Source organism: Nonomuraea sp. GTA35 (assembly GCF_041950525.1).
GTDB lineage: Bacteria > Actinomycetota > Actinomycetes > Streptosporangiales > Streptosporangiaceae > Nonomuraea.
The window spans coordinates 996,732-1,009,655 of record NZ_JBGNUV010000003.1; the positions used below are offsets into that span (position 1 = coordinate 996,732).

Annotated in this window: 11 protein-coding genes and 1 tRNA gene; 6 read left to right on the plus strand and 6 right to left on the minus strand. The window is 71.5% G+C overall.

The window, feature by feature from the left end:
* Positions 1–64 precede the first annotated feature (64 nt).
* Together ACBJ32_RS18080 and ACBJ32_RS18085 are read right to left on the minus strand one after the other, a co-directional pair.
* The gene (locus ACBJ32_RS18080) at positions 65–1,054 is read right to left on the minus strand and encodes an ABC transporter substrate-binding protein (protein ID WP_375127703.1); all 990 of its coding nucleotides are present in this window, start codon (positions 1,052–1,054) and stop codon (positions 65–67) included.
* A gap of 75 nt (positions 1,055–1,129) precedes the next feature.
* Positions 1,130–2,110, minus strand: a complete 981-nt coding sequence (locus ACBJ32_RS18085; RefSeq protein WP_375127770.1) for a LacI family DNA-binding transcriptional regulator — start codon at positions 2,108–2,110, stop codon at positions 1,130–1,132.
* 230 nt (positions 2,111–2,340) lie between these two features.
* On the opposite strand from ACBJ32_RS18085, the gene ACBJ32_RS18090 reads away from it, so the two are divergent.
* Complete coding sequence (locus tag ACBJ32_RS18090) at positions 2,341–5,724, plus strand: alpha-L-arabinofuranosidase C-terminal domain-containing protein (RefSeq protein WP_375127704.1); 3,384 nt, start codon at positions 2,341–2,343, stop codon at positions 5,722–5,724.
* A 31-nt stretch (positions 5,725–5,755) separates the two neighbouring features.
* Here the strand turns inward: ACBJ32_RS18090 and ACBJ32_RS18095 are convergent, their stop codons facing one another.
* Entirely contained in the window at positions 5,756–6,505 is a 750-nt protein-coding gene (locus ACBJ32_RS18095; protein ID WP_375127705.1) for a metallophosphoesterase, read from the minus strand.
* Positions 6,506–6,585: 80 nt separating this feature from the next.
* Here ACBJ32_RS18095 and ACBJ32_RS18100 point away from each other — a divergent pair, with 80 nt between their 5' ends.
* The 3 genes from ACBJ32_RS18100 to ACBJ32_RS18110 all read left to right on the plus strand — a co-directional run bounded on the left by ACBJ32_RS18100 (position 6,586) and on the right by ACBJ32_RS18110 (position 9,820).
* The gene (locus ACBJ32_RS18100) at positions 6,586–8,019 is read left to right on the plus strand and encodes a PLP-dependent aminotransferase family protein (protein ID WP_375127706.1); all 1,434 of its coding nucleotides are present in this window, start codon (positions 6,586–6,588) and stop codon (positions 8,017–8,019) included.
* 23 nt (positions 8,020–8,042) lie between these two features.
* Positions 8,043–8,249: a DUF4236 domain-containing protein gene (locus ACBJ32_RS18105; protein WP_357867248.1), complete on the plus strand. Its 207-nt coding sequence runs from the start codon at positions 8,043–8,045 to the stop codon at positions 8,247–8,249.
* A 113-nt stretch (positions 8,250–8,362) separates the two neighbouring features.
* Positions 8,363–9,820: a pyridoxal-dependent decarboxylase gene (locus tag ACBJ32_RS18110; protein ID WP_375127707.1), complete on the plus strand. Its 1,458-nt coding sequence runs from the start codon at positions 8,363–8,365 to the stop codon at positions 9,818–9,820.
* Here the strand turns inward: ACBJ32_RS18110 and ACBJ32_RS18115 are convergent.
* A complete protein-coding gene (locus ACBJ32_RS18115; RefSeq protein WP_375127708.1) occupies positions 9,817–10,761 on the minus strand; it encodes a helix-turn-helix transcriptional regulator in 945 nt (314 codons plus the stop codon). The two genes, ACBJ32_RS18110 and ACBJ32_RS18115, sit on opposite strands and share 4 nt — an antisense overlap.
* 95 nt (positions 10,762–10,856) lie before the next feature.
* On the opposite strand from ACBJ32_RS18115, the gene ACBJ32_RS18120 reads away from it, so the two are divergent.
* Positions 10,857–11,378: a nucleoside-triphosphatase gene (locus tag ACBJ32_RS18120; protein WP_375127709.1), complete on the plus strand. Its 522-nt coding sequence runs from the start codon at positions 10,857–10,859 to the stop codon at positions 11,376–11,378.
* On the opposite strand, the gene ACBJ32_RS18125 is transcribed toward ACBJ32_RS18120, so the two are convergent.
* Entirely contained in the window at positions 11,375–11,809 is a 435-nt protein-coding gene (locus ACBJ32_RS18125; protein ID WP_375127710.1) for a GNAT family N-acetyltransferase, read from the minus strand. The genes ACBJ32_RS18120 and ACBJ32_RS18125 overlap by 4 nt on opposite strands.
* A gap of 75 nt (positions 11,810–11,884) precedes the next feature.
* A tRNA-Ala gene (locus ACBJ32_RS18130) sits at positions 11,885–11,957 on the minus strand.
* Between the two features lie 75 nt (positions 11,958–12,032).
* Between ACBJ32_RS18130 and sigJ the strand changes: the two genes are divergently transcribed.
* Positions 12,033–12,923 carry an RNA polymerase sigma factor SigJ gene (gene sigJ, locus ACBJ32_RS18135; protein WP_375127711.1) on the plus strand — a complete coding sequence of 297 codons (891 nt, stop codon included), beginning with the start codon at positions 12,033–12,035 and terminating at the stop codon, positions 12,921–12,923.
* The last annotated feature ends 1 nt before the right edge of the window (position 12,924 follow it).

Here is a 12,924-nt window from a genome sequence, read left to right on the forward strand (position 1 = left end):
CGGCGTGTCCCGGGCCGCCTCACTTCGTCCCTACGCCTGTGCCGGCTGCGCGTCCAGCGGCAGCTCAGTACTGGCGGGTGGACAGGACCTGCTTGGCCTGCTCCTGCGTGAACGTGGTCTCCTCGGTCACCACGCGGGCGGGCACCTGCTCGCCCTTGACGACCTTCTTGGCCAGGTCCATGAGCTGCGGGCCGAGCAGCGGCGAGCACTCGACGATGAAGTTGATCTTCCCGTCGGCCAGCGCCTGCATGCCGTCCTTCACCGCGTCCACGGTGATGATCTTGATGTCCTTGCCGGGCACCTTGCCCGCGCCCTCGATCGCCTCGATCGCGCCCAGCCCCATGTCGTCGTTGTGCGCGTACAGCACGTCGATGTCCGGGGTCGACTTCAGGAAGGCCTCCATGACCTCCTTGCCCTTGGCCCGCGTGAAGTCACCGGTCTGCGAGGCGACGATCTTGAACTTCGGGTCGGCCTGGATGACCTCGGCGAAGCCCGCCTTGCGGTCGTTGGCCGGCGCCGAGCCCGTCGTGCCCTGCAGCTCGACGATGTTCACCGGGTCCTTGGTGTCCTTGTACTCCTCCACCAGCCACTGGCCGGCCTTCTTGCCCTCCTCGATGAAGTCCGAGCCGAGGAAGGTCTTGTAGAGGGAGGTGTCCTTGGAGTCCACGGCACGGTCGGTCAGGATGACCGGGATCTTCGCGTTCTGCGCCTCCTTCAGCACCGTGTCCCAGCCCGACTCCACCACCGGCGAGAAGGCGATCACGTCCACCTTCTGCTGGATGTAGGAGCGGATGGCCTTGATCTGGTTCTCCTGCTTCTGCTGGGCGTCGGAGAACTTGAGCGTGATGCCCGCGTTCTTCGCCGAGTCCTGGACGGACTTGGTGTTCGCGGTCCGCCAGCCGCTCTCCGCACCGACCTGGGAGAAGCCCATGGTGATCGAGTCCGCGCCGCCGTCCGTACCCGCGCTGGTGGTGCCGCCGCCGCTGCTGCCGCACGAAGCCACCGCCATCGCGGTGAGACCGGCGAGCAATAACGCCGAGATCCTCTTGAACACGTGGGGGGTTCCCTTCTCATGTGAACGCTAACAACCCCAGCCGGGCGCCAGCGCGTCCTGCCTTCCCGTACGGCTCTAGACCCGGGCCGTGCTGACCCTGGGCACGAACGTGGGCGGCACCACGAGCCGCTCCCGCTCCTGCGGACCACCTTCGAGCTGCCGTACGAGCACCTCGATGCTGTGCCTGCCCACCGCGTCGAAGTCCTGCCTGATGGTCGTGAGCGGCGGCGAGAAGAACTCCGACTCCGGGATGTCGTCGAAGCCGACCACGCTCACCCGCTCGGGCACTCTCACCCCCTGCTCGGTGAACGCCCGCAGCACGCCGAGCGCCATCTGGTCGTTGGCGACGAAGACCGCGGTCACGTTCCTCATGCTCGCCAGGCTGCGCCCCGCCTCGTATCCCGAGCGCGGGCTCCAGTCACCGGCCAGCGGTCGCGGGGCCTCGCGGCCCGCCTCCTCCAGCGCGGCCCGCCACCCGGCCACGCGCCCTTCGGCCTCCAGCCAGTCGGACGGCCCGCGGACGTGCCAGACCGTCTCGTGCCCCAGCGACAGCAGGTGCTCGGTGGCGAGCCTGCCTCCCGCGACCTGGTCGACGCAGACCACGGACACGTCGCCCGCCTGCCCGCCCTCGACGGCGACGGTGGGCACGCCGAGCGGCAGGTCGGCCAGCGCCTGGGCGGCCGAGCGCTGCGGCGCGACCACCACGATGCCGTCCACGCCCTGGTCGGCCAGGTAGTCGAGGGCATCGCGCACGCCGGCCTTGTCGATCGACTTGAGGCTGACGATACTGACGAAGTAGCCGGCCGCCCTGGCCGCCTGCTCGATGCCGTAGACGGTGCTGGCCGGGCCGTACAGCGTGGTGTCGAAGCTGACCACTCCGAGTGTTCTGGAGTGCTTGGTGACCAGGGCGCGGGCGACGAGGTTGCGGCGGTAGCCGAGCTTGTCGATCGCCTCGAGCACCCGCGTACGGGTCTCGCTGCGCACGTTCGGATGGTCGTTGAGCACGCGGGAGACCGTCTGATGCGACACGCCGGCCTCCCTGGCCACGTCGGCCATGACCGGCAGGCGGCGCCCCAGGGTGGATCCCACAGCCGTGCTCCTTTCCTGGCTTGGCCCCGACTGTGAACGCTAACAAGACGTGTCGTCAATAGGCCGCCGCATTACGGTCGGGTTACACGGCTGGGCCTTGACGTGCGCCCTGAGCACTCCTTACGTTGTCGCCGTTCGCAGTTGTTAACGCTCACTCCATTGTTAACGCTAACAACACCTGAGGAGCCCCCCAGCTCATGTTGCGAATCGCCTTGTCCGCCCTGCTCTTAGCCGGTTTGCTGACGGCACCCGCCGCCGCCGAGGCGGCGGACCCCATCCCCGAAGGCGCCGTCGTGGACCAGTTCGACGGCACCACCCTCGGGGAGAACTGGACAGTGCTCTCGCCGGACGACTCCCGCTGGAGCCTGTCGGGCAGCGCCCTGCGCCTGGACACCCTGACCGGCGACACCCACCAGGCCACCAACAACGCCAGGAACCTCTTCCTCGTGGACGTCCCCGACGGCGACTTCGAGGTGGTCACCAAGCTCAGCGCCCCCGTCACGCTCGACTACCAGAGCGCGGGCCTGCTGGCCTGGCAGGACTGGGACAACTACGTGCGCGCCGGCCTGGCCCACGTCGGGTCCGCCGGCGGCCCGGTGATCGAGACGGCCACCGAGGTCGGCGCGGCCTTCACCTCGGCCTTCGCGCCCAGGCCCGGCTCCACCGCCGAGATCGTCAAGCTGACCAGGACCGGTGCCGAGTTCACCTCCTCCTACTGGGACGGCGCGGCCTGGGTCCAGGCGGCCAGGATGACCGCCGACCTGAAGGTCGGGCAGGTCGGGCTGTTCGGGCTGTCGGCGCAGAACGGCACGTCCATGCGGGCGGACTTCGACTACTTCGCGATCAAGGCGGCCGAGGGGGCGGCCGTGGTGCCGGAAGGGCCGTTCACGCTGCGCGCGGCGGCGGCGCCGTACCTGTCGGCCGACCGCTCGGGCGTCGTGCGGGCCTCGGCCAGGGCGCCCATGACGGGTCTGGTCCTCACCGCCGAACCCGGCGGCGCGCTCAAGGACATCGAGAGCGGCAAGTACCTGCGGGCCACCACACCCGTCCGGCTGGGCACGCAACCCTCGCCCTTCCAGCTCAAGGACGCGGGCGGCGGCAAGGTCACGCTCTCCTCCGGCGGGCGGAGCCTGGCCGTCAGCGGCGGCAAGCTCGTCATGGGCACGGACGCGACCAGGTTCCGGGTCGAGGGTTACACCTCGGGCGAGCTGACCGTGGACACCGGGGCCAAGGGCGTCGAGGTCAGCCCGAACCTGTACGGCGTCTTCTACGAGGACATCAACCACGCCGCCGACGGCGGGCTCTACGCCGAGCTGGTGCAGAACCGCTCGTTCGAGTTCGACCCCGTCGACGAGCCCTCCTACACGGGCCTGACCGCGTGGAGCGAGGACGAGCGCGGCGCCGCCGTCACGCCCGTCGTCACCGGCGAGGACCCGCTGAACGTCAACAACCGCAACTACCTGCGGCTCGACGTGACGGGCGAGGGCACGGCGGGCGTGCGCAACGCCGGGTTCAACCGCGGCCTGCCGCTCGTCGAGGGCAAGCGTTACGACCTCTCCGTGTGGGCCAGGCGCGCCGAGGCGGGCCCGCTCACGGTCACCGCCGAGGACGGCACGACCGTGCTCGGCAAGGTGACCGTGCGGGTCAAGGCCGGCGGCTGGGCCAAGTACCGGGCGTCGTTCACCGCCTCGGGCACCACCGACGCGGGCCGGCTCGTCGTGCAGGCCCCCGCCGGGCGGACCGACCTGGACATGGTCTCGCTGTTCCCCCGCGACACGTTCAAGGGGCACGGCATGCGGGCCGACCTGGCCGAGCTGATCGCCGGCCTGAAGCCGCGGTTCCTGCGCTTCCCCGGCGGCTGCGTGACCAACGTCGGCACCTACGACCCGTACGCCGAGACCGGCGACCGGCGCCGCATCTACCAGTGGAAGGAGACCATCGGCCCGATCGAGGAGCGGCCGGCGAACTTCAACTTCTGGGGTTACAACCAGAGCTACGGCATCGGCTACTACGAGTACTTCCAGTTCGCCGAGGACCTCGGGGCCGAGGCGCTGCCCGTGCTGTCGGTCGGCGTGAACGGCTGCGGCGAGAACCGGCCGCTGACCGACGAGGCCAAGCTGGCCCGGTGGGTGCAGGACACCCTCGACCTGATCGAGTTCGCCAACGGGCCGGTCACCTCGCCCTGGGGGAAGAAGCGGGCCGAGCTCGGGCATCCGAAGCCGTTCGGGCTGGAGTACATCGGGCTCGGGAACGAGGAGATCTATCCGGAGTTCTTCACCAACTACCCGAAGTTCGCCGACGCGATCAGGGCGAAGCACCCCGACATCAAGATCATCAGTAACTCGGGGCAGACGTCGCAGGGCGCCTGGTTCGACCGCATGTGGCAGTTCGCCCGCGACCAGCGGGCCGACCTGGTCGACGAGCACTACTACAACAACCCCGACTGGTTCCTGGCCAACAACCACCGCTACGACGCCTACGACCGCCAGGGGCCGAAGGTGTTCGTGGGCGAGTACGCCTCCAGGGGCAACACGTTCTACAACGCGCTGGCCGAGGCGTCGTACATGACCGGGCTGGAACGCAACTCCGACGTGGTGGAGCTGGCCTCGTACGCGCCGCTGCTGGCCAACGTGGACTACGTGGACTGGACTCCGGACCTGATCTGGTTCGACAACGACCAGGCGTACGGGTCGCCGAGCTACCACGTCCAGCGCCTGTTCTCCACGAACGTGGGCGAGCGCGTGCTGCCCAGCAGGTTCGAGGGCCCGAGCAGGCCCGTCGAGGCCATCAAGGGAGCCGTCGGCCTCGGTGCCTGGAACACCGCGGTCCGCTACGACGACGTCAAGGTCACCGCGGCCGACGGGACCGTGCTGCTGTCGGACGACTTCTCCGCCGGTGCCGGCAACTGGACCCCGGGCCTCGGCACCTGGGCGGTGCAGGACGGCGCGTACGCGCAGACGGCGCAGGTCGAGGACGCCAGGTCCACGGCCGGCTCGGCCGGCTGGTCGGACTACACGGTCGAGGTGACCGCGCGCAAGACCGCCGGCGCCGAGGGCTTCCTCGTGATGTTCGGCGTGCGCGACACCGGCAACTTCTACTGGTGGAACGTCGGCGGCTGGAACAACACCCAGTCCGCCGTCGAGAAGGCCGTCAACGGCGGCAAGTCCTCGATCGCCACCTCGTCCACCACGATCGAGACCGGCCGCGATCACCACCTGAAGGTGCGGGTCAGCGGGCGCCGGATCACGACGTGGCTGGACGGGCAGCAGGTCAACGACTTCGTGGACAGCTCCCGGGTCGAGCCGCTGTACCAGGTGGTGTCCAGGGACGGGAAGTCGGTGACGCTGAAGGTCGTCAACGCGCAGGACACGGCCGTACGCGGCAGCGTGGACCTCGGCTCCGCCCGGTTCCGGCCGGCGGCCACGGTGACCTCGCTGACCGGCGCGCCCTCGGACACGAACTCGATCGCCGACCCGGATCGCGTGGCGCCGGTGCGGCGGCAGATGAGCGGCTTCTCCTCGGCCTTCACCTACGACTTCCCCGCCTACTCGGTGACGTTCATCGAGCTCACCGAACGATGACACCGTGGGGGCGGGCGCCTGGGCCCGCCCCTTACGGGACCGCGCGGAAGTGCGTGGTCATCCGGCCCTCGTCGTCGAGCACGTGGAAGGCGATCAGCGGCGGCAGGGAGAAGTCGACGCAGGTGGCGAAACTCGTCCCGCCCTCCCACGGCATCGTCAGCGTGGACACCACACCGCCGCCGACCAGCAGCGGCCTGCCGGCGAACGTGGTGGCGGCGGCCGTGTGGGCGTGCCCGGCGAGCACGGCGGGCACGTTGCCGCGGCCCGCGAGCAGCCCCTCCAGCCGCGCCGTCTCGTGCATCCTGATCCCGTCGCACGGCGGGCCGTGCAGCTTCACCGGCGGATGGTGGAAGGCCACGAACACCGGCAGGTCCGTGTTGCCGTCCAGCACGCCTTCCAGCCAGGCGATCGTCTCGTCGTCCAGATGCCCCTCGTCCCTGCCAGGGATGGAGGAGTCGCACATCGCGTAGACCGCGCGGCTGGTGCGCAGGACCTGGTTGATCGGGCCGTCCGCCGGCTCCTGGCCCAGCAGGGAGCGGCGGAACTCCCGCCTGACGTCGTGGTTGCCCGGGCCCACCAGGACGGGGTGCCGCGAGGCGAGCAGCTTGGCGGCCGTCTCGTACTCCTCCTGCGCCCCGTGGTCGGCGATGTCGCCCGTGACGAGCACCGCGTCCAGGTCGCCGGGGATCGTGTCGAGGTAACGCATGACGGCGGCGGCGCGGGCGGCGCTCTCGGGGGTGGCGCCGATGTGGATGTCGCTCAGGTGAGCGATCACGATCATGTGGCTCTCGTTCCCTTCCTGGTTCGGGCTGCTCATCCACCGTAAACCCGGGCACCGGACCGGAGGTAAGGTCCGGTTCCGTGCGCGAAGATTGGGCCGGTTCCGGGGTGGACCTGCATCTGGAGCTCTCCGCCCGGGGCGGGCGGCGGCGGGCGCTGGAGGAGGCGCTGCGGCAGGCGGTCAGGGAAGGGCGGCTGCCGCGCGGCACCCGGCTGCCCTCCAGCCGCGCGCTGGCCGCCGAGCTGCGGTTGTCGCGGGGCACGGTGAGCGCGGCGTACGACCAGCTCGTCGCGGAGGGATACCTGGCCACGCGCCCCGGCTCGGGCACGGAGGTCGCCGCCGCTCCGTCCGCTCCGGGGATGCCGCCAGGCGCGTTCCCCGCCGATGCCGCGCCGGCGCCCGGCCTGCGGCGGGAGGAGTCCGTGCCGGTGCACGACCTGCGGCCGGGGCAGCCGGACGTGTCCGCCTTCCCCGCCCGCGCCTGGTTGCGGGCCACCCGGCACGTGCTGGCCACCGCGCCCGCCGCCGTCTTCGGCCCCTGCGACCCGCGCGGCCGGATCGAGCTGCGTACCGCGCTCGCCGCCTACCTCGCCAGGACCCGCGGCGTGCTCACCACGCCCGACCTGATCGTCGTCACCACGGGCTTCGTCCAGGCGATCAACCTGCTCGCCACCGTCACCGGCGGCCCGTTCGCCATGGAGGACCCCGGTCACGACTTCTACCGCGAGGTGGTGCGACGGGCCGGGCGCGAGGTCGTGCCGCTGCCGGTGGACGGGCTGGGCGCGCGGACCGGCACCCTCACGCCCGGGGTGGCCGCCGCGGTCGTCACGCCCGCCCACCAGTACCCCATGGGCGTGCCGCTGCACCCGTCCCGCCGCCTGGCGCTGCGCGAGTGGGGCGGGCTGGTCGTCGAGGACGACTACGACGGGGAGTTCCGCTACGACCGCCGGCCCGTCGGGGCGTTCCAGGGCACGGCGCCGGAGCAGGTCGTGTACTGCGGCACCACGTCGGAGTCCCTCGGCCCGGCCATGCGCCTGGGCTGGATGGCGGTGCCGCCCGCGCTGATCGGCCCCGTCACCGAGGCCAAGCGGCACGCCGACGCCCACACCGAGGTGCTCGGCCAGCTCGTGCTGGCCAGGCTGATCGAGACCCACGACTACGACCGCCACATCCGCGCCGCCCGGCTGCGTTACCGCCACCGCCGCGAGCGGCTGCGCGCCCGCCTGTCCGCCGTGCTGCCGGGCGCGGCCCTGCCCGGCGTCGCCGCCGGCCTGCGCGCCCTCCTCCTGCTCCCCCCGGGCGGCCCGCCGGAGGCGGAGGTCCTGGCCGCGTGCGAGCGGGCCGGCATCGCCCTGCGCCCCGCCTCCCCCCTCTGGCACGGCGAGGGACGTGACGGCCTGCTCATCGGGTACGCCGCCCCCTCGGACCGTGCCTTCCCCCGCGCGCTCGAAGCCCTGGCGGGCACCTTGGCGGGCCGGGAACCGCGCAGCCGCCCCGCGCGTTCTTCCTCTTGAGCGCACGATGGCGGAGGAGGGGCATGGGCTGGCACTACCGCAAGTCAATCAAAGTGGGGCCGTTCCGGATCAACCTGTCACGGCACGGCGTCGGTCACAGCTTCGGCAATCGGCGCTTCCACGTCTCGACCACCCCCGACGGCCGCCGCTACGTGTCCGTGCACCTGCCCGGCGGCATCCACCTCAGCAAGGCCATCGGCGGCAAGCGTCACCGGCGCTACCACTACTGACACTCGGCGGTCGCCAGACCGCTTGAGAGAGAACGGGCCGGGGGCGAAAGCCTCCGGCCCGTCCACTTCCCCAACCGCTGCCGCGGCGGCAGAGTGGTCGGATGAGCCCTCACATGACCCCTGAGGAGTTCCGCCGCCACGGCAAGCAGGTCATCGACTGGATCGCGGACTACCTCGCCGGCATCGAGTCCCACCCCGTGATGTCCCAGGTCAAGCCGGGCGAGATCCGGCGTGCCCTGCCGGCGTCCGCGCCCGAGCGCGGGGAGCCGTTCGAGAGCGTGCTGTCGGATCTGGGGCGGATCCTGCTGCCCGGCATCACGCACTGGCAGCACCCGGGCTTCTTCGCCTACTTCCCCTCCAACGCCAGCGGCCCGGCCGTCCTGGGCGACCTGCTGGCCGGCGGGCTGGGCGTGCAGGGCATGTTGTGGGTGACCAGCCCGGCGTGCACGGAGCTGGAGACGGTGGTGGTCGACTGGCTGGCCGAGCTGATCGGGCTGCCGGAGCGCTTCCGCACCGACGCGGCGGGCGGCGGCGTCATCCAGGACTCGGCGTCGAGTGCCTGCCTGGTCGCGCTGCTGGCGGCGCTGCACCGGGCGAGCGGGGGGCGGGTCGCGGCCGAGGGCATCGACCGGCGTTACACGCTGTACGTGACGTCGCAGACGCACTCCTCGCTGGAGAAGGCGGCGCGGATCGCCGGCCTGGGCGCGGCCGGCGTGCGGCTGGTGGACGTGGACCCGCGCACGCTGGCCATGGACCCGTCCCACCTGCGCCGGCTGCTGGCCGAGGACGCGGCGGCGGGAGCCGTGCCCGCGATGGTCTGCGCCACCGTCGGCACCACCTCCACCACGGCCGTCGATCCGGTGCCCGCCATCGGTGAGGTGTGCCGGGAGCGCGGGGTCTGGCTGCACGTGGACGCCGCCTACGCCGGGGTCGCGGCGATCTGTCCCGAGTTCCGGTGGCTGAACGACGGCGTGGCCGAGTACGCGGACTCGTACGCGACGAACCCGCACAAATGGCTGCTGACCAACTTCGACTGCGGCGTGCTCTGGACGGCCGACCGCGGCCCGCTCCTGGGCGCGCTGTCGATCCTGCCCGAGTACCTCAGGAACACCGCCACCTCGACCGGCTCCGTCGTGGACTACCGGGACTGGCAGGTGCCGCTGGGCCGCCGGTTCAGGGCGCTGAAGCTGTGGTCGGTGATCCGCTGGTACGGGGCCGAGGGGCTGCGGGCGCACATCCGCAAGGGCGTCGAGCTGGCGGCGGAGCTGGCGGGCTGGATCGCCGCGGACCCGGGGTTCGAACTGCACGAGCCGCACCCGCTGGGGCTGGTGTGCTTCCGCCCCCTGTGGCCGGCCCTGGACGACGCGGCGGAGGCGGACCGGGCCACGCTGGGGCTGATGGAGCTGCTCAACGCGAGCGGGTCGATGTACCTGACGCACACGAGGATCGCCGGCCGGGTGGTGCTGCGGCTGGCCGTCGGGGCCGCGGCGACGGAGCGGCGGCACGTGGAGCAGGCGTGGGAGCAGATCCGCTGGGAACACGCGGCCCTGTCCTCGACCATGCCTGACTAGGAGTAGCGCTCGACGAGCTCGGCTCCGATCCTGGCCAGCTCGGCCCGGACCTCGTCGGGCTCCTCGACCTCCACCCGCGCGCCCCACCCGGCGAGCTGCTCGGCGATCGTCAGCGCCATCGGCGCGGCCACCCGGGCCCGGACCCGCCCGTCCCCCGTCTCCCCCAAAGTCTCGCAGTGCCGCCCGAAGTGGTCGCGCAGGATGGGCAGGAGCCGGGCGGAGATCAGCACGGTCGCGGAGACGGTGGAGCGCCGCCGCTCCATCTCCTCGACGACCCCCGACCAGGCCCGCGACAGCTCGAAGTCGTCCGGCCGCTCGAACTCCTCCTCCGTCACCTCGGCCGCGACGATCCGGTCGACGCGGAACGTGCGCTGCCCGTGCTCGGTCCCGGCCAGCAGGTACCAGACGTCGTCCTTGTCCACCAGCCCCCAGGGCTCGACCAGCCGCTCGGTGCGCTCACCGGCGCGGCGTCCCGCGTGCCCCAGCCTGACCCGGCGCCGCCGCACGGTGGCGCGTTGCAGGACGCGTACCAGCTCGGGCCGCTCCTTCTCCGGCTCGCCCCAGCGGGCGGGATCGACGACCACCGCGCCGGCCGCGGCCTCGGCCTCCTCCCTGAACGTCTGGGGCAGCGCCCGCAGCAGCTTGCGCAGCGCGGACCTGAGCTCGGGCGCGTCGGGCGCGGCCGGTCCGGCGAGCAGGAAGAGCGCCTGGGCCTCGTGCGAGGTGAGCCCGGTCAGGTCGGTACGGGCGCCGCCCAGCAACGCCCAGCCGCCGCCGCGCCCCGGCTGGGGGTAGACGGGGATGCCGGCGGAGGACAGCGCTTCGAGGTCGCGCCGCGCGGTGGCCACGGACACCTCCAGCTTCTCTGCCAGCTCGGCGGCGGTCACCCGGCCACGCGCCTGCATGAGCAGCAGCGCGGCCACCAGTCGATCAGCTCGCATGACCCCATTCTCCGCCCTGAAGTGCTCACGGGATGAGCACTTATGCCGGAGGCCCCGCGGTTCCCGGCGCGGGCCCGCTCTGCCATCCTGGTGCCGTGTCCAGGCCGCGCATCCTGCTCACCGCCCCGCCCCGCACGGGCAAGACCACCGTCGTGCGCCGCCTCGCCGGCCTGCTGCGGGCGGCGCACGTGCCGATCTGCGGCTTCCTCAGCGACGAGGTGCGCGAGCGCGGGCAGCGGGCCGGCTTCACCGTGGAGGACTTCGCGGGGCACAAGGCCGTGATGGCCCACCTGTCGTGGGTCACCGGCCCGCGGGTCGGCCGGTACGGCGTCAACGTGCCCGCGTTCGAGCGCATCGCGCTGCCTGCCATGCAGCAGGCGCTCACCGCGCGGGGCGCCGTGGCACTCATCGACGAGATCGGCCCCATGGAGCTGCTGTCGCCCGCGTTCCTGCCGCGCTGCGTGGCGCTGTTCGAGGCCGGCGTCCCGATCGTGGCCACCGTCCACCAGCGCACGCACGCCTCGCTGAAGACGCAGATCGACGCCGACCTGATCACCGTGACGCCGCGGAACCGCGACGAGCTCCCCGAGAGCCTCGCCCGCCTGTTCACGGACTAGAGGCTCTTCACCGGCAGCCCGAACGCCGACAACCCCTGCTCGTGATGCTCGATCAGGCCGAGCCGCCGGTAGAAGGCGTGGTTGGCGGGCCCGTCGGGGGTGGACTCGTGATCGGTGGTCAGCACGAAGTAGCGGCAGTGCGCGTACCGCTCCTTCAGGTGCTCCAGCAGCCGCCGCCCGACGCCCTGCCCGTGGAACTCCTTGTCGACCAGCAGCTCCTGCACGTAGCAGATCACCTCGTCGTCGGACACCGTCCTGGCCAGGCCGAGCAGCCGCCCGTCGCCGTCCCTGGCGGTGACGACGAGGTGGGAGCCGGCCAGTGCCCTGCACACCTTGGCGATGTCGCGGGTCCACACGCTCCAGCCGACGGAGTCGTACAGTTCGAAGATCTCGGCCTCGTCGAACGAGGTCTCTGCTGCGATGATCACCATGTGTATGACTCCAGGACGTCTCGTCCTGCTGGGAAGCCGCAAAGGCGGCACTGTACGACGTGCCGCCGCGAGGGGTGGAGCTATGGGGATTCGAACCCCAGACCTCCTCCATGCCATGGAGGCGCGCTACCAACTGCGCTATAGCCCCTTGCGATCAACAAGTGTAACGGAGTTCTGAACCCCTTGTGTCACGCCGGGGCTGTCGTGGTACGTCTTAGGTTTCATGTCGACATTTGAGGATCACCGAGGCGTGCTGGTCGCCGTCGCCTACCGGATCCTGGGCAGCGTGTCCGATGCCGAGGACGTCGTGCAGGAGGCGTGGCTGCGCTGGTCCGGAGTGGACGAGTCGGCCGTCGAGGATCCCAAGGCGTTCCTGATCACGGTGACCTCGCGGCTGGCCATCGACCGGCTGCGGTGGGCGAAGTCGCGGCGCGAGTCGTACGTGGGGCCGTGGCTGCCCGAGCCGATCAGCACCGCGCCCGACGTGGCCGAGCACGCCGAGCTGGCCGACTCCGTGGAGATGGCGATGCTGGTGGTGCTGGAGACGCTGTCGCCGCTGGAGCGGGCGGTGTTCGTCCTGCGGGAGGCGTTCGACCTGCCGTTCGCGGAGATCGCGCAGATCATCGGGCGGGCGGAGCCGGCCACCAGGCAGCTCGCCCGGCGGGCCAGGGATCACGTGCGGGACAAGCGGCCGCGCTTCGACGTGGACAGGGACGAGCGCCGGCGGATCACCGAGCGGTTCATGGGCGCCTCCGCGGGCGGCGACCTGGACGCGCTGATCGAGCTGTTCTCCGACCAGGTGTCGATGGTCAGCGACGGCGGCGGCAAGGCCAGGGCGGCGCTGCGGGTCATCACCGGTGCCGAGAACGTGGGCCGCTACCTGCAGTCGATCAACACCCCGGCGAACATCGCCAAGTTCATGGCCTCGATCGGCAGGGCGGACCTCACCGACCTGTCGTTCGCGCTGGAGACGCTGAACAACGCGCCGGCCATCGTCATCTCGGCGGGCGGCCAGGTGATCAACGTCATCTCGCTGCTCATCAGGGACGGCAAGATCGAGACGATCTACGTGGTGGCCAACCCGGAGAAGATCGGCCACCTCAAGCCGTCCTGAG